The 17,222-nt window shown below is 37.5% G+C and carries 15 protein-coding genes; 7 read left to right on the top strand and 8 right to left on the bottom strand.

The features are described from left to right. Positions 1 to 305: 305 nt before the first annotated feature. The 3 genes from JM83_RS02615 to JM83_RS02605 form a co-directional block, all read right to left on the bottom strand. Positions 306 to 1,016 carry an ABC transporter ATP-binding protein gene (locus tag JM83_RS02615; RefSeq protein WP_144959107.1) on the bottom strand — a complete coding sequence of 237 codons (711 nt, stop codon included), beginning with the start codon at positions 1,014 to 1,016 and terminating at the stop codon, positions 306 to 308. A gap of 54 nt (positions 1,017 to 1,070) precedes the next feature. Further along, positions 1,071 to 1,847, bottom strand: a complete 777-nt coding sequence (locus tag JM83_RS02610) for an O-methyltransferase (protein ID WP_144959105.1) — start codon at positions 1,845 to 1,847, stop codon at positions 1,071 to 1,073. A 122-nt stretch (positions 1,848 to 1,969) separates the two neighbouring features. Next, entirely contained in the window at positions 1,970 to 3,838 is a 1,869-nt protein-coding gene (locus tag JM83_RS02605; RefSeq protein ID WP_144959103.1) for an ABC-F family ATP-binding cassette domain-containing protein, read from the bottom strand. 186 nt (positions 3,839 to 4,024) lie between these two features. Between JM83_RS02605 and JM83_RS02600 the strand changes: the two genes are divergently transcribed. From JM83_RS02600 to JM83_RS02585, 4 genes are all read left to right on the top strand, one after another. Then, complete coding sequence (locus JM83_RS02600; protein WP_144959101.1) at positions 4,025 to 4,813, top strand: polysaccharide biosynthesis/export family protein; 789 nt, start codon at positions 4,025 to 4,027, stop codon at positions 4,811 to 4,813. Between the two features lie 2 nt (positions 4,814 to 4,815). Further along, positions 4,816 to 7,284, top strand: coding sequence for an exopolysaccharide transport family protein (locus JM83_RS02595; protein ID WP_144959099.1), 2,469 nt, complete (start codon positions 4,816 to 4,818; stop codon positions 7,282 to 7,284). A 91-nt stretch (positions 7,285 to 7,375) separates the two neighbouring features. Next, positions 7,376 to 7,726, top strand: coding sequence for a four helix bundle protein (locus tag JM83_RS02590; protein ID WP_144959097.1), 351 nt, complete (start codon positions 7,376 to 7,378; stop codon positions 7,724 to 7,726). A 100-nt stretch (positions 7,727 to 7,826) separates the two neighbouring features. Then, entirely contained in the window at positions 7,827 to 8,687 is an 861-nt protein-coding gene (locus JM83_RS02585) for an ABC transporter permease (RefSeq protein ID WP_144959095.1), read from the top strand. 173 nt (positions 8,688 to 8,860) lie between these two features. Here JM83_RS02585 and asnB read toward each other — a convergent pair whose 3' ends face one another. The 3 genes from asnB to neuC are packed head-to-tail and all read right to left on the bottom strand — an operon-like array spanning position 8,861 to position 12,462. Further along, entirely contained in the window at positions 8,861 to 10,564 is a 1,704-nt protein-coding gene (asnB, locus tag JM83_RS02580) for an asparagine synthase (glutamine-hydrolyzing) (RefSeq protein ID WP_144959093.1), read from the bottom strand. Continuing rightward, positions 10,564 to 11,262 carry a cytidylyltransferase domain-containing protein gene (locus JM83_RS02575; protein ID WP_144959091.1) on the bottom strand — a complete coding sequence of 233 codons (699 nt, stop codon included), beginning with the start codon at positions 11,260 to 11,262 and terminating at the stop codon, positions 10,564 to 10,566. Before JM83_RS02575 ends, asnB begins: the two co-directional genes overlap by 1 nt. Before the next feature lie 42 nt (positions 11,263 to 11,304). Continuing rightward, entirely contained in the window at positions 11,305 to 12,462 is a 1,158-nt protein-coding gene (gene neuC / locus JM83_RS02570; protein WP_144959089.1) for a UDP-N-acetylglucosamine 2-epimerase, read from the bottom strand. Between the two features lie 295 nt (positions 12,463 to 12,757). Between neuC and JM83_RS02565 the strand changes: the two genes are divergently transcribed. From JM83_RS02565 to JM83_RS02555, 3 genes are all read left to right on the top strand, one after another. Further along, complete coding sequence (locus tag JM83_RS02565; protein WP_144959087.1) at positions 12,758 to 13,057, top strand: GIY-YIG nuclease family protein; 300 nt, start codon at positions 12,758 to 12,760, stop codon at positions 13,055 to 13,057. Between the two features lie 442 nt (positions 13,058 to 13,499). Then, positions 13,500 to 13,739 carry a hypothetical protein gene (locus tag JM83_RS02560; RefSeq protein ID WP_144959085.1) on the top strand — a complete coding sequence of 80 codons (240 nt, stop codon included), beginning with the start codon at positions 13,500 to 13,502 and terminating at the stop codon, positions 13,737 to 13,739. A 6-nt stretch (positions 13,740 to 13,745) separates the two neighbouring features. Continuing rightward, complete coding sequence (locus tag JM83_RS02555; RefSeq protein WP_144959084.1) at positions 13,746 to 14,150, top strand: type II toxin-antitoxin system VapC family toxin; 405 nt, start codon at positions 13,746 to 13,748, stop codon at positions 14,148 to 14,150. 449 nt (positions 14,151 to 14,599) lie between these two features. On the opposite strand, the gene JM83_RS02550 is transcribed toward JM83_RS02555, so the two are convergent. Together JM83_RS02550 and JM83_RS02545 are read right to left on the bottom strand one after the other, a co-directional pair. Beyond that, on the bottom strand, positions 14,600 to 15,742 hold the full coding sequence (locus JM83_RS02550; protein ID WP_144959082.1) for a glycosyltransferase family 4 protein: 1,143 nt from the start codon (positions 15,740 to 15,742) through the stop codon (positions 14,600 to 14,602). After that, positions 15,733 to 17,133 (bottom strand): UDP-glycosyltransferase, encoded by a 1,401-nt coding sequence (locus JM83_RS02545; RefSeq protein ID WP_144959080.1) that lies wholly within the window; start codon positions 17,131 to 17,133, stop codon positions 15,733 to 15,735. The genes JM83_RS02550 and JM83_RS02545 overlap by 10 nt, the downstream gene beginning before the upstream one ends. Positions 17,134 to 17,222 lie beyond the last annotated feature (89 nt).

The raw sequence follows: 17,222 nt of genomic DNA, 5'->3' as shown, positions 1-17,222 counted from the left end.
TCGACGTCCGGATAGCTATCTGGATAGAAATAATTTTTTAAGTATTGTCGCTTCGAGCGCAGTCGAGAAGCATTTAATCCCTCATCGAGGGTTTAATCCCCCGAGGCTTGCCTCGAATTTTTTAAAAATAGTTTCCAATGCATACCTCGTGGGCTTGCCCCGAGGTTCTTGATTATAATACAGTAATGTCTTTGAGATTCTTCACTTCATTGCACTACTTTCAGAATGACATTTGTGTATTTGTCATTCCGACGGTAGGAGGAATCTCTTTTTGGTAAAGGTAATGCTTCGTTTAGATTCTTATTTTATAAACTTTTATCTGAAGCTATGGTCTCTTTTCGAACATCACTTTCAACAATTCCATCTCTAAGTCTTATAATTCTGTGGGCATGTTTTGCAACATCCTCTTCATGAGTTACTAGGATCACCGTGTTTCCAGCAGCATGAATCTCATCAAATAAATTCATGATCTCCAAAGAAGTAATAGAATCCAGGTTTCCGGTTGGCTCATCGGCAAGAATAATGGAGGGTTTGTTAACCAAGGCCCTTCCTACTGCCACACGCTGACGCTGCCCTCCCGATAACTGATTGGGTTTATGGTCCATTCTATCGGCTAGCCCAACATTGGCAAGCACTTCTTCTGCGCGAGTTTTACGCTCGGCTTTAGAGAAACCGGCATACACCATGGGCAATGCAACATTTTCCAGTGCGGTGGTTCGTGGCAATAAATTAAAAGTTTGGAACACAAAACCAATTTCCTTGTTGCGAATTTCTGCAAGTTCATCGTCACTCATCTTACTTACATCGTTCCCGTTAAGAATATATTGACCAGAAGTTGGTGTGTCCAGGCAACCAAGGAGATTCATTAAAGTGGATTTTCCAGAACCGGAAGGTCCCATAAATGCTACATATTCTCCTCTTTCTATATCCAGATCTATTCCCTTTAAAACCTTAATGATCTCTTGTCCTAAGGGAAAATCCCGAGTAATGCTTCGTATCTCAATAACCTTGCTCATAGTATAGTTCCAATAAATTTATAGCCTCAATAGGACGACCAGTTTTGATATTTGTTACAATCGAATTGTGAAATGCTCTTTTTCCTGCTCTTTTCTAAAAAAAACAATTCCCCAGAAAAAACTATCTATCGTTACCCTCACTTCAGGGTATTCTTTTATCTCTTCCCAAGCTTCCTCCATTTCTTGGGACCAATGGATATCATCAAATATAAAAACCGAATTGTTATGGGCCAAAGGTAAAAGTGTTTCAAAGTATTTTAAAGTAGGTTCTTTTTGATGGTTTCCGTCAAAATAAATGAGATCGAATTTTTGATGTGGTTCTTTTAAGATGGAATTCAGACTTATATCGAATTCCCCAATTTGTAGATTGATGTTTTTTAATCCAAATTCCTTAAAATAGCTTTGAGCTACTTTGGCCGTTTCTGGGCAACCTTCTAGCGTGGTTAGTGAAATAGGGTTTCCCATGGCAATTGCCATGGATGAGATCCCAATAGAGGTTCCTAGTTCCAGCCCAGATTCAAACTGAAAATAAGAAACCAATTTGTTTAAAAGAAGTGCTCTCTTTAAAGGAATTCCTGCATTTTTTGCGATAGCTGAAACCTGGCGATCATTGGATTTAAAAACCCGACTTCCAGCACCAAACTCCGTTACCTTGATGGTTTTTTTGTCGTTTCGGAGTTTGGTGTAATATTCTTGAAACTTGTTTTTATGAGGATTGTTTTCTTTTGAATAAAGACATTTTGTAAGCAGGTCATATACAAAAGGCGAGTGTACCCCATGTTGATTGGTAGATTTGTACAAGAATTTTATGTATGCTAAAATTTGGTGCAATTTTTTTAAAAGTTAAAATTACCTCTCTCCCGAAGCTGTCGGGACGCTCGAGGTGACATTTCATTAATTTTCAAAATTCAAAATTTCAGAAACCTGAACCCCTCGCCCTTCACCCCTCACGTTTAGGCTTCTTTAGCCCCCAATTCAAAATAGCGCTCTGTTTTTGTTTCAATACTATCAGAAACCTCCTTTAATTCTATGGATTTTTCAGCAATCTCATCTGCATTTAATGGCTCTAAAAATTGTTGCTGGATTTTTTCTTTCTTCTTCTCTAGATTAGCGATTTCTTTTTCGAGCTTATTGAATTCCTTCTTTTCGTTATAGGTTAGTCCACTATCTTCTTTGTTTTCAACTTTAACCGAAGTTGCTTTTGCTTCAGTATTTTTTGGTTTTCCGTTGGCTTCAGCAATCTGGCTGGATTCATATTCCCGGTAATCGGAATAATTGCCCGGGAAATCTTCCACTTCAGCATGACCTTTAAAAACAAAAAGATGATCCACGATTTTATCCATAAAATACCTGTCGTGAGAAACCACAACCAAACAACCAGGGAAATCCAGCAAGAAATTCTCCAAGACGTTTAGGGTAACAATGTCCAGATCGTTTGTTGGTTCATCCAAGATCAGAAAGTTTGGATTCTGAATAAGAACAGTACACAAATAAAGCCGCTTGCGTTCTCCACCACTTAACTTCTCTACAAAGTCGTATTGCTTTTTACGATCGAAAAGGAAACGTTCCAATAGCTGCTGTGCAGAAATCTGTCTTCCTTTTTGCAATGGGATGAAATCTCCAAACTCACGAATCACATCGATCACTTTTTGACCCGGTTTAGCCTGAATTCCACCTTGCGTATAATATCCAAATTTAATGGTGTCTCCAATAATCACTTTTCCGGAATCTGGCTTTACCGCACTGGTTAAAATGTTTAAAAATGTGGATTTTCCGGTTCCGTTTTTCCCAATGATCCCGATACGCTCCCCTTTTTGAAAGTTGTATTCAAATTTATCCAAGAGTTGTTTGCCTTCGTAGCTTTTAGAGATCTTGTGGATCTCTACGATCTTGCTTCCCAAACGTTCCATATTGATTTCCAGCTGAACCTGGTGATCTTTGCGCCTTTTGGAAGCTCGATCCTTGATTTCATGAAAATCGTCTATACGGGATTTGGATTTGGTGGTCCGGGCTTTTGGCTGCCTGCGCATCCAATCCAGTTCCTTTTTAAAAAGTTGCTTTGCTTTATCGGTATTTATTTGATCTACCTCTATTCTCGCATCTTTTTTATCCAAATAATAGGAGTAATTTCCTTTATAGGTATAAAGATTTCCATCTTCCAATTCCACGATCTCGTTGCACACATTCTCAAGAAAATACCTATCATGGGTTACCATGAAAATGGTAAAATTCTCTTTCCGGAAGAATTCTTCCAACCATTCTATCATATCCAAATCGAGGTGGTTGGTAGGCTCATCCAGAATAATAAAATCTGGTTTGCTTAAGAGCATCACTGTTAACGCCAACCGTTTCTTCTGTCCGCCCGAAAGATCCCCCACTTTTTTGTCTAACTGATCCAGTTTCATCTTGAAAAGGATCTGGGTATATTGAGTTTCAAAATCCCATGCCTGATGCATTTCCATAAGTTCGAAGGCTTTCTGATAGGCATCGGCATCATTGGGGTTTTCGAGGGCTTTTTCGTATTGGGCAATTACCCGCATGATTTCATTATCTGAAGCGAAAATAGTTTCTTCTACAGTTAAATTAGGATCCAAATCTGGTTCTTGGGCTAAAAATGCCGAAGTAATATCTTTCCTGTACACCACCCGTCCTTCATCTGGAGACTCGGTACCTGCCAAAATATGCAGCAAAGTGGTTTTTCCACTTCCGTTTTTAGCTACAAAGCCTACTTTTTGTCCTTCATTGATCCCGAAAGAAATATTGGAGAACAGTCCGACTTCCCCAAAAGATTTAGCTATATTTTCAACCGATAAGTAATTCACAGAATAATTTTTTGCAAAAATAGCTAGAATTTACGGAGTTAAAAGAAGATAAATTTTATTATTAGCCCACAACCGTTATATTTGTTTTTCAGGTTTAACTTTCGTGGTATATTTAACTATTATGAATTGCATAAACTTATGCACTGCATCAAGTGTTGCTGAATTTATTTACATCGCTCCCCGCTTATGAATTATAAATTATTAGCATTAATTGGAATTGTGGTTTTAAGTTTCACCTCTTGCATTTCCACAAAGAAGATCACCTATTTACAGCAGGATGCAACAGCGGCTGATAGTATTGTTCAAATTCAGCGTCTTCAAAAACCATATAGGATCCAGATAAATGACCTTTTGAGCATTCGTGTAAAAGCCCTCGATCAGGAATTGGTTGGCATGTTTAATCCAATTAATGAAGCTAATGTAAGTGCAACAGGAGAACAACGTTTATATTATGATGGCTTTTTGGTAGATCCGCATGGTAATATTAGGATTCCGTCCTTAGGTGAGATCAATGTCATGGGTTTTACCGTAGAGGAGGTGCGGGAACGAATAGAAAAAGAATTGTTGGATCAATATTTTAAAGATGAAGCAAATATTTTTGTCACTGTGAAATTGGCAGGAATACGTTATACAACATTAGGTGAAATAGGCTCTGGTAGCCAAGTGGTATATAAAGAACAGGTAACCATTATGGAAGCTGTGGCAAATGCAGGAGGAGTTACAGAATATGGAGACTTAACCAATATTAAAATTATCAGGCAGTACCCGGGAGGTGAAAAAATTCATAGTATAGATCTTACTTCGATAACAGCAACAAAAAGTCCGTATTATTATATTCAACCCAATGATCTAATCTTGGTAGATCCATTACCTCAAAAAGCATTGGGATTTGGTACCACGGGCTTAGCGACCGCCAGGGATATTGTAGGAGTGGTTACTTTGCTGACTTCTGTAATCTTAATTTTCACAAGATAATTATGGCGAATGAAGATGATCATATCTCGGACGTAGGTTCCACTTTCGATTTTAAGGGATTTATCCTTAAAATTCTAAGTTACTGGCAACTTATTCTAGTTTCTGTGGGGATAAGCATGGCAGTTGCCTATTACAACAATGTTAGAAAACTACCCGTTTACCAGTTGGGGAATTCGATTTCCATAAAAGACGATCAAAACCCATTTTTTACCACCAATACAAGTCTTACTTTTAATTGGGGAGGGGTTTCAGATAAAGTGAGTACGGCAACCACAATTTTAAAGTCTAGATCCCATAATGAAGAGGTGGTAGAAAAGCTACAATATTATCTTCAATATTTAAGCGATGGGGAATATCAGAGAATAGATGCCTATGGGACTGCTCCATTTATAGTTGAAGTAGACACAAGTAGGTTTCAGGCTATTAACTTGCCAATTACCATTACTTTTAAATCTGAAAACACGTTTAATTTAAAAGCTGATATTCCATCTTCACTTTCCACTCAAAATTACGGGACCAAAGAGAAGGGCTCCTTGAGCTTGGATACCCAAGATTTCAGCAGGGATTTTAAGGTAGGAGAACCTATTCAATTACCTTTTTTCAGCGGGGCAATAAATAGGAGTAAGCAGGCCTTGCAAGTTGCAAAACCCTTCTATATAAATTTCTTGAATTTTGATTCAGCGGTTGGGCAATATCGGGGAGTGTCCATTGGAGCAGATAATATGAATGGCTCTATGCTAAATTTGTCAATGAGCGGTGGTAATAAAGCGAGGATTGTTGAGTATTTAAATGGAACCGTTGCCGTGCTGAGCGAGAATATGTTGGAGCGCAAAAATTTGTTCGCCACAAAAACAATCAGGTTTATAGACAGCAGTTTAGCTGTAAAATCTCGGGAATTAAAAGATGTTGAGGACGAATTAAACGATTTTAGGAATGAGAATGCTATTCTCGATATCTCTGCAGAAAGCTCTCAAATTTCCTCAAAACTTGCAGGATTTGATGTGCGGAAAGAAGATATAAGAAGGCAACTAGCTTATTTTAATACACTAGAAAGTTACTTGCAAACCAAGACAGATTATAGCAATGTTCCAGCACCTTCGGTTGCAGGTATTAATGAAGGAAGTATTACATCTGGGGTAGGAAAAATTTTGGAATTATCTCAGGAGCGAAGTAAGTATCAATATTCCTTAAAAGAAAACTCCCCGGTGTTTGCAGATATCGACAGGCAGATCAATTCTGTAAAAACAGTACTTCTGGAGAATATCAGTTCTTCAACGGGATTGTTACAAGGAGAATTAAGATCTATCAATGGACAAATTGCTCAATCTGAAGCCGCAATAAAAAAATTGCCGCAGGAAGAGCAAGATCTTTTAAAGATTCAGCGTAAATATAGTATTAGTGAAAAGACCTATAATCTTTTCTTAGAAAAGAGAAGTGAGGCCAGTTTGATAAAAGCAGCGAATGTAAGTGATGTAATGATTATAGACGGTGCTAAAGATACCGGAGGGGGTCAAATAGGGCCTAATACCCAATTAAACTATGTGATGGCATTATTGGTGGGGGCTGTTATCCCGTTGGTTTTTGTATTTCTTATAGTTTTCTTAAATACCAATGTATTAAATGCACAAGAAGTTTCGAGATTGTCCCCTATTCCAATTTTAGGGTTGATAGGGAAGAACAAGGTGGATTCTAATTTGGTGGTTTTCGAAAAACCAAAATCGGCCATTTCAGAAGGTTTTCGGGGAATTCGGAGTAGTTTGCAATTCATGTATAAAAAGCTGAGTGTTACCGGTTCCAAAACCGTAATGATCACTTCTTCGGTTTCTGGGGAAGGAAAAACCTTTTGTGCCATGAACTTGGCGACTGTTTTTGCATTAAGCGGAAAGAAAACGGTATTATTGGGACTGGATTTACGTAAGCCTAAGATTTTTGATGACTTTGAATTGGACAACGATCTTGGGGTAGTAAATTATCTAATCGGCAATAATTCGGTAGATGATATCATCCAACCCAGTAAAATTCCTTTTTTGGATGTAGTGACGGCAGGACCCATTCCACCAAACCCTTCAGAATTATTGATGACAGATGAAATGGAAACTTTAATGAATGAGTTAAAGGAGAAATATGATTATATCATAATGGATACGCCCCCCATTGGAATTGTCGCCGATGCCATGAATTTGGTTAAATATGCAGATACCACGCTATTTTTGATAAGACAAGATTATACCAAAAGAGGGATGCTAGAGTCTATAAATGAGAAATATTCTAAAGGAGAGATCAAGAATATTAGCTTTGTACTTAACTATTTCCAACATCGCGCAAAATATGGCTATGGTTACGGCTATGGCTATGGCTATGGCTACGGTTATGGCTATTCCTACAATAAATACAACGCTTATGGGGAAGCTCCCGGAAAAATTGCCCAGTTTAAAAAATGGTGGAGAAATGCGATGCGGAATTTTGAATAGGTTTTGGAAGTGAAGAGTGAAGGGGTGAAGTGTGAAAGAGAAAAGGGTGAAGAGTTAGGAGTGAATGGATAATTATAATAAGGATTAAAAAATGAATCATAAGGATCTGGAAGTATGGAAAAAAGCTATGGATTTGGTAGAACAAATTTATCTACTAACTTCTACTTTTCCTTCTTCTGAAATGTATGGATTGACTAATCAGTTACGCAGGGCAGCAGTTTCAATACCCTCAAATATAGCTGAGGGATCAGCGCGAAAAGGGGATAAGGAATTACTTTATTTTATAAACATGGCAACTGGGTCACTAGCTGAAATTGAAACTCAGCTTTTAATTGGCGTTAGATTGAAATATATAAAAGAACAAAACGAAATTTTTGATAAAATAATCGAAGTCCGAAAAATGTTGCTCGGTTTTAGAAATTATATAAACAGAAAATCATAATGAAACCATCCATCATGAAAAACACCCCTTCACCCTTCACTCTTGAATCTCGTCCTTTGACAGAAGACTCTTCACCCTTCACCCTTCACTCTTCACTTTTATGAGCGAAGCGAATAATGACTGGCTTTACGAAATAACCCCCAAACGAAAACTGATCGATCTTAATTTTAAGGAGATCTGGCGTTATAGGGATCTTTTGATACTTTTTGTGAAACGGAATATTGTTACCGTTTATAAACAAACTATTCTTGGTCCATTATGGTATTTTATACAGCCAATGTTTACGGCGATTACATTCACATTGGTGTTTAATAACATTGCCAATATCCCTACCGGTGATGTACCTCCTTTTTTATTTAACCTTACAGGTATAACCGCCTGGAATTACTTTAGCCAGTGTCTTACAGGAACCTCCGATACTTTTAGGGCCAATGCCGGAATTTTTGGTAAGGTATATTTTCCAAGAGTAATCATGCCTCTCTCGAATGTGATAACAAACTTGTTCAAATTTGGGATTCAGCTTTTGGTATTGCTGGTTTCTTACATTTATGTGGTTTGGAGCGGAGTCGAAATAAGTCCCAATCTTAATCTTCTTTTGCTTCCCATTTATATTATAATGATGGCTATGCTTGGCTTGGGTCTTGGAATGATCATCTCTGCCTTTACAACAAAATATAGGGATCTTACGGTTCTGGTGGGATTTGCAACTTCATTATTGGTTTATTTTTCTGCTGTACCTTATCCCTTGAGTGAAGTTGAAAACAAAATGCCGGATTATGCGTGGATCGTTCAATATAATCCGTTGACCCAAATTATAGAGGGATTCCGATATATGATTCTAGATACTGGAACATTTACGTGGTTTGGATTCACTTATACGTTGATAATTTCAATATCCTTGTTTTTATTCGGATTGGTAGTCTTTAATCGTACGGAAAAGAATTTTATAGATACTGTATAGGGTGAGGAGTGAAGGAGTGAGTAGTGAAGGAGTGAGTAGTGAAGGAGTAGTGAGTAGTGAGTAGTGAGTAGTGAGGAGTGAGTAGTGAGTAGTGAGTAGTGAGTAGTGAGAAATTTACAATAAAACTTTTAATTTACGGATTAACTTTTTATTTTCTGATAACTGATAACTGTTTATTTTAATAACATCGCAGCATTCACCAATTGCCAAATATGAAAACTTGATTCTTGGTTCCCAACGAGATAGGCCTGCCATTCTTTTTCGATTTGATTATTATCGAACCAATCTAAATCCTTAAGGTTTGCTAAGTTTGACTCTACCCATTCTTTAAGTTCTTCTCCTAGCCATTCTCGTTGAGGAGTTTGCAAAGGGCGTTTGGGAGCAAAGGAAATATCCTGGGGAGCCACAGATTTCAAAATTTCCCTAAGCATATATTTTTGAACCCTATGATGAATTTTAAATTCTGGAGGTTGGGCAAAAGCGAACTCTACAAGTCGGTGATCTAGGAAGGGTTCCCGAAGTTCTGTGCTATACGCCATAGAGATCCGGTCATTGAATCTAAGTGCACGGGGAATTTTGGTATAAAACAGGTCCCGGAATTGCTTGTTTTGAAGGTTGTTGTCAAAAAGTTGGGGATAAGATGGTTTCTCCGCAAGTAATCTTAGTTTATCAGTTAAGACATTGGGTTTGTACGGACTGTTATTTCCTACTCCCTGAATGATGTTTTGAGAATCGGTTTTTGGAAGATAATAATCATAACCAGCCCATTGCTCATCCATGCCCTGTCCATCCAGCAAAACTTTTATCCCATCTTTTTGCGCCTGTTCAAAAATCTTGGAATAGGCCAGCGTGGGGATTCCCCCAAAAGGTTCATCTTGTATTTCTGCTATTAATTTTGCTGAATTTTCAACTTCCCTAGCAACAAATTTTACACTTGTAAGTGGGTTTTTGGTAGTAGAAATCATTTTTTCTACCCAGGGGAGTTCATCATATTTTAAATCTCCCGTATAAAAGGTATAGGCATTGATCCTTTTTTTATCTTCAAATTCATTAACCAAGGCAAGAAGCAATGAACTATCAACGCCCCCGCTAATATTAAAACCAAGAGGAACATCGGCTCTAAACCGAAGCGCGATGCTATCTTTTAAAAGACTCAAATAAATATTCTTTGCTTCTTCAAAGCTATTTTTAGTATCGATCTTTGACACTGCTTCCGTAAAATTATACCATTTCTTTATTACTAATTTCTCATTGGAAAATGTTAAAAAATGGCCTCCTGGAAGTTGATGGATATCTTCAAAAAATGTTTCATCTGGCAATCCATAAGAGCCATAAGTAAAATAAGTGGCCCACACTTTTTCGTTGGGTAAATTTCGTTTTAAAACCGAGCGGATAGCCTTGATCTCACTGCTGAAGTATAAGAAACCGTTTTCCTGAGTATAAAAAAAAGGTTTTACCCCAAACCGATCCCTGGCTGCAAAAAGCGATTTTTCCTTGATGTCCCAAATTGTAAAAGCAAACATGCCAATAAATTTGTCCAAACATTTCTTGCCCCATTTAATATAAGCTGCAAGCAGTACTTCTGTGTCCGAAGTGGTTTTAAAATGGTAAGAGTTTTTTAATTCCTCTTTAAGTTCTTTATAATTATAGATCTCGCCATTGAAGGTGAGTTGGTACCTCCCAGAAATATCGGTAAATGGTTGATTTGCATCTGGAGAAAGGTCGATAATTGCAAGCCTGTTGTGTCCTAGTGCAGCAAAACCCTCATCTATAAAAATTCCCGTGTAATCTGGACCGCGATGAACTTGTTTTTTTAGCATTGCTTTAAGATCCTTTTCCGATGCTTCGGAAGAAATTATACCCGCTATTCCGCACATTAGCCTTCTGTTTTTTTGATTATATCTTCAGCTAGGTTCCAATCCTTTTGGGTATCTATATTTACATAGAAATTATTTTTAGATTCTATATAGCCTATGGAATTTCCATAAAGTGAATCCTGATTTAATATGACATCTGTCTTGGTAATATAAATGGCACCATCGCGATGAAAAGCTTTTGGTAAATCTTGTCGTCTGGAAATTATTTTATCTTCTCCGGTTGCGATTTTAAGATGATTATTAGCGTCTGCTTCAAATATCCAATGCGGATTAAAATCGGTGGGTACTTCCCTTACTGAAATTAGGCACTCCAAATTTTCGCTCTCGAATTTTTGGATGGATTTATCGATGAGGCCTTCCTCTCTAAATGGGGTAGTAACTTGTAATAGGCAAATTGCATCAAATTTTTCATTTTTGGCTTCAAAAAATGCCAGGGCATGTTTAATTGCGGAAAGGGAGGGAGTGTCATCTTGGGATAAATTTTCTGGCCGTATAAAAGGGACATCTAAACCTATTTTTTTTGCAACTTCAATAATTTCATTATCATTAGAACTAAGTATCACCCGGCTAAGTAATTTTGAAGCCAAAGCAGATTTGGCCGTATATTCCAATAATGGGATTCCTCCCAATAATTTGATATTCTTCTTTGGGATTCCTTTGCTTCCGCCTCGAGCTGGGATTATTCCTAGTACTTTCATTGCCCTGTTAATTTTGGAATTTATAATGTATAAAGTAGCTCTTTAATAGGTTATTGTTTTGCTGAAGGTCAATTCTGTAGTTGCAAGAATGTTGGCTATTTTGGCGCCAGCATCTCCATTTCCATATATTGTAGAAACTTCAAAACTTCTTGAATTTATAGCTGTTCTTATTGCAGATTCTATTTCTATCTGATTATAAGAAACATCAGTAACATTTTCAGCACGATTCCTTCGGAATTGGCGGTTCCCTATATTTACTACTGGAAGACCTAAATAGGCACATTCCCTTAGGCCAGCACTGGAATTGCCAACAAGTGCTTTGGAATTGCTAAGTAATTTCAAAAAATCCAAAGGTTCCATGTTTTTAAAGAAATGGATATTGGTAGGCTGTTCCAGTTCTCGAAAAGCCCTGATCCCATTTGAAGTCCCATCGGAACCGGCATCTACATTTGGCCAGAACCAGAATGTGGGATAGTTTAAAGATTTTATGGCTTTTAACGTCTCCTGAATATGATTCTTAGACTCCTTATATTCAGTGGTTACAGGATGTTGCATTACGACTATATAGCCATTTTCCCACTTAAGTTGAGCACCAACACCTCCATATTTATCTAAAGGGTTAAAATCAAGATTTGGAGACTTGGAAATTTCTTTTGCCAGATCTATAGAAGGGCATCCGGTATTAATGACTTTTTCAGGATTTTCACCTAGTTTGATAACGCGTTCCCTGGCATCTTCACTTGCTACTAAATGAAGGTCTGCAAGCTTCGTATTTGCGTGCCTAACTTTTTCATCGATACTACCAGTTACTTCCCCGCCCTGAATATGTACGAGTGGGATATTCTGATATGCCGCTGCAATGGAAGTTGCAATAGTTTCAAATCTGTCGGCAATGGTAACAACAGCATCGGGTTTAAGGTTGTAGAACACATTGGTAAGCTCCATCACCCCAAGCCCAGTGGTTTTGGCCATGGTGGTGGGGTTTTCACCTTCAAGCACCATAAATACCTTGGCAGCAATTGGAAATCCATCTTTTTCAATAAAATCTACTGCATTTCCATACCTATCTAGCAAGGCCGAACCGGCAATTACTAATTGTAATTCCAGATCCGGATGATTTTGAATAGCTGTTAAAGCAGATTTTATTCTGCTATAAGAAGGTCGGGCAGTAACTACCACGCAGATTTTACGTTTGGGCATTTATTGACGGTTTGGAGTTAAAGGTAATGGATTATCAAATAATACAAAAAGATATAATTTAGGATTTCACCCGTCATTGCGAAGGAGTCTTTACGACCGTTGCGTTCTTCCCACCCGTCATTGCGAGGGAGTTTTTACGACTGCGGCAATCCCATGATGTTAACTCCAAAGATGGGATTGCTTCGCTCACCGGATTTTCAACTAATTTGAAGGCTTTTGGCTTTCGCTCGCAATGACGTTCCCAAGGGTTGAAACTTGAGTAAATAAATTATCTATATAATATGTATATTTAAAAATGCAATTTTCCGCGGTTTATATTATTACTAACAAAAATCACACGGTACTTTATACTGGGGTGACTTCAAATCTAGTTAAAAGGATTTACCAACATAAAACAAAAGCTTATATAGGTTTTTCCTCGATATATAATTGTGATCAATTGGTATATTTCAAAGAGTTTTCTAGTATTATAGAAGCGATTTCTTATGAAAAGAAACTGAAGGCCGGTAGCAGAGCTAACAAGGAAAAATTGATTAATTCCTTAAATCCAGAGTGGAAGGATCTGTCAGATGGGTGGGTGTTTAATTTTAATTAGTTGGATTTCATTTACTCACCACTCATTGCAAAGGAGCGGCAAAGGAGTTGCAAGGGAGCCTCTGCGACCGAAGCAATCACGACCGCGGCAATTTCATGATGTTTATTTCCAAATATGGGATTGCGTCGCTCAGTTATATTTTATGTTGATTGAAGGTTTCTGGTTTTCGCTCGCAAAGACGTACTTATCGTCTTTGCGAAGGAGTATTTCACGACCGACGCAATCCTATAATTGTTAAGACAGAATGTTTTTTTTAATCACACTTTTATAAAACCCAATATTCCTCTCAACCACCACCTCCGTAAAAAACTTTGCTACCACCTGTTCGCTTGCAAATCCTGTTACACGACCATTTTGAATCAATCCCAACTGTTGGTGACAATACAAGACAACAGTCCCGACAAAAATTAAAATTTAGTATATTTGAATAAAAGTTATAATAATGACAGTTGCCGAAAAATATATCGTAAATACCTATTCAGATCTTTTTGAGGGACTAAATTGGATTAGTAAGATTGAATTATTAGAAAAACTTGCGAAATCCCTGAAAAAAGACCGGAAAAGTAGGGATAGGGATTTCTTTAATTCTTTTGGAGCCTTTGGTTCTGAAAATTCAGCAGAAAAAATCTCTAAAGAAATTAAAGAGAGTAGAAAGTTTAATCGTGAAGATTTGAAATTTTAATCATTTATGCAGTATTTACTGGACACGAATACTTGCGTGTTTTTCCTTCGTGGAAAATTGAATCTTGACGAATTAATAAGAAGTATAGGTATTGAGAATTGCTTTATTTCAGAATTAACTGTGTTTGAACTAAAATATGGTGCGGAAAACAGTGAGAATCCAAATAAATCTCATCAAGCCGTTTCTAAATTTATCAGCGGATTATCAGTAATACCAATTTATGGAGTTGTCGAAAAATATGCTGAAGAAAAAGTTCGCTTAAGAAATAATGGTACGCCAATGCACGATGAGTTTGATTTAATAATTGGAGTTACCGCAATCGTAAATAATTTAACTTTAGTAACTGATAACATAAAAGATTTTAAATATCTGAAGAAACTAAAAATTGAAAATTGGTTTCAACGAAAATAAGTACTGCGACCAAAGAAATCTCTACCCATTTGCGAAGGAGTTGCGAAGGAGCCAAGCGACTGAAGCAATCATGACCGACGCAATTACTATCGATTTGCGAGGGAGCCTCGCGACTGACGCAATCTCATGATACCAACTCCAAAAAAGGGTTTGCATCGTTCAGTTGTATTTTATGTAGGTTGAATACTTCTAGTTTTCGCTCGCAAAGTCGTTTCCTTCAGCATTGCGAAGGAGTTGCCACTTCTCACCGTCTTTGCGAAGGAGCCGCCAAGGCGACTGAAGCAATCTCACGAGCGGGACTCCTCACATGAGATTGCATCGCTCAATTATATTTCGACTGAGTTGAATGTTTCCATTTTCGCTCGCATAGACGTACTTATCGTCTTTGCGAAGGAGCCGCAAAGGCGACTGAAGCAATCTCATAGTATGAACCACACTCATGAGATCCCTTAACTTTTTTTAATCACACTTTTATAAAACTCAATATTCCTTTCTACAACCACTTGCGTAGAAAATTTAGCTACCACCTGTTGCCGGGCCGATTTTCCCATTTCCTTTGCAAGCTTAGGATTTTCCAATAATTGCAGGACTTTCCTAGCGTATTCCTGATGCTCTTTTGGGTCTACAGTAAACCCGGTTATACCATCTATCATCACTTCTTTTGCCCAGCCAATATTTGATGTTACCATTGCCTTTTCCATCGCCATTGCTTCTATCCACGTCATTGGTAAAGCTTCCGCAAAACTGGGGAGTACAATTACTTGGGCTTTGCCAATCTGTGTTAATACCTTTTCATAAGGAAGCACGCCAAGCGATGCTGTGTTTTTCTTGGCTACTGGAGAAAGTTTATCAAGTATCAATTGTTTGGTGGAACTGCCTGTAAAATGATCTTTTACATCTTTTCCTGCAAAAAGAAGCCTGGCTGTTGGTTTCGCCTCCACTATAAGGTTAAAGATTTCTGCTAGTTCCAAAATCCCTTTTTTTCTGATGATGCTTCCAAAATAAAGAATGGTATTAGGTTCAATCTCGGTATTGTTGGGTTTAAAATAGTTTATATCCACCGAATTGGGAATGACTTCAATTTCTTTTTTTAAGCTGAAAAGTTCTGTGGTTTTCTTCGCGGTGAATTCACTCACAGAAAGCAGGTGATTTGCTCCTGTAAATGCTTTTTTCTCAAACCAGAAATTCTTTTTTTTCTGCGCCCGGTTTTCAAGATGGCAAAAATAGGTGTCACTGCCATTCATTCTAATTACTAGCGGACATTTGAGATTCATAAAAGCGGTAATCCCGGTCCAGTCAGGGGCTTCAATAGCGCCTATTTTGTCTTGTACAATTGCTTTGTTGAGGTAATGCTGAAGAAATTTCCGGTGCAGGTACCAGCCTAGAAACATATATTTTTGCTGCTTTATCAAATGAAATTTTATTCCGTCTTCAATAAAAACCTCATCTCTTGTCTGGCCGTAGATAAATAGAGAAACTTTCACCCCTTTTTCCACTAGGGCTGTAACCATGTTTTTAATGCTGGTGCCAATCCCCGCGGCAGGATTCGTTTTAGGATGTGGGTATTCGGAGGTTAAAAAGCCTAAGTGCATTTTTTTGCGATTTTATCAATTTCCTCCCAGATTCTTTCAGAAGCTTTTTCTGGCGGAGAAAGATTTATTTTTTTGAACCAATTTTTAGCATGATTAACGGTCTCTCTTGAGTTAGTTAGAATTAAATTTAGCTTAGGTGCAATTTCTGTTTTGGAATTTAACCAAATAACCTCTTTCCCATTTGGCATAGATCTAAAATGCACAAACTTATAAATCTTTTTTGATGACCAATTGGAATCCATCTGTTTTTCAACATCGTAGTTTAAATATAGACAGGGCTTGTTTAGTAATGTATAATCGAAAACCATTGAGGAGCCTAAATTTATAACTGCTTCTGTATGAAGAATGGTATTTATTTGTAATTGAAGATCTTCTTTAGTTGGGATAACTGCATTCCAGTTCTCACCAACTTGTTTCCATTTGGGAACCAGGGAAACTATCATATTTTGATATTTATTTAAAACATTATCATATCTATCAGAAAAATCCACAGGACATCGCCTAAATATAATTCCAATGTTTTCCCCATTACTATTTAATTTCTCTATTACTGTTGCTACATCCCGTAAATAATGAGGATCATCTGGACTAGTGGTTTTATCGTCCCCACTAAAACAAATATATTCCTTAACGGGATTTAAGTTGTTCTCTCGAAAAAAATCTTCTCTTGCCTTTCTAAGGCCCAAATTAAAATGAGGTTCGAACTGTGGGCTCCCGGTAATAAAGATATTGTCTGGCTTAATAAAAGGATAATACGTAAGTAATTCATCTTTCATATATTCGCTCCACACGAAGTAGAAATCTGGTTCTACAACCATGGTTGCCTTGGGAAGATTGTCCCAGGAAAAAATAAAAGTGCTGGTGGGAATCCCCAGGTCTTGTGCTGCGGTTAAGGGGGCAATAGCATTTACCGGCCGCTGATTGGTGCAAAATATAAAATCTGGTTTTTCTCTTTCCAAAACTCCTTTGCAATGTTTATAAAAAGCGGATTTTCTTTCGGATGCTTTTAATTTCCCCCGTAATTTTTGCAGTCCCTTTTCTCCTTTATATATTTTAGTGAGTTGAGTAACAATTGTATTTTTAATTTTGGATTTTATGCCTTTATTGGAGGAAGGGAATTTGTAGGTTTGGTATACTTTATCTTTAAATTTTTTTTCAAAATAATTCAGCTCCACATTGATTTTCGCCCGTTTTAAAAGATCGGTGTAAGCGCGAGGTTTTCCGTGAAGTTTGAGTTCTTTGTAACCCAATTCGGTGAGGTCAAAAGGGGTTTGATTCCAGAATATCACGTTCCAACCCATTTGTTCTCCTATCTTAACAAAAGATGTAAAAGCGAAATTTCGTAAGCCGACGCCATCGGGAAGCAGGATGAAGATTTTTTTTGATTTCAAGTCGGGTAATGGTTTTGGCTTGTTCAAATATAGGGAAAATGTTATGATGTGACGGAGTGATGATGTGATGTAGTAAAGGAGCAACGTGG

Source organism: Gillisia sp. Hel_I_86 (assembly GCF_007827275.1).
Lineage (GTDB): Bacteria > Bacteroidota > Bacteroidia > Flavobacteriales > Flavobacteriaceae > Gillisia.
The sequence above is the reverse complement of the archived record's forward strand: the minus strand, read 5'-3'. Positions and strand labels throughout refer to the sequence as shown.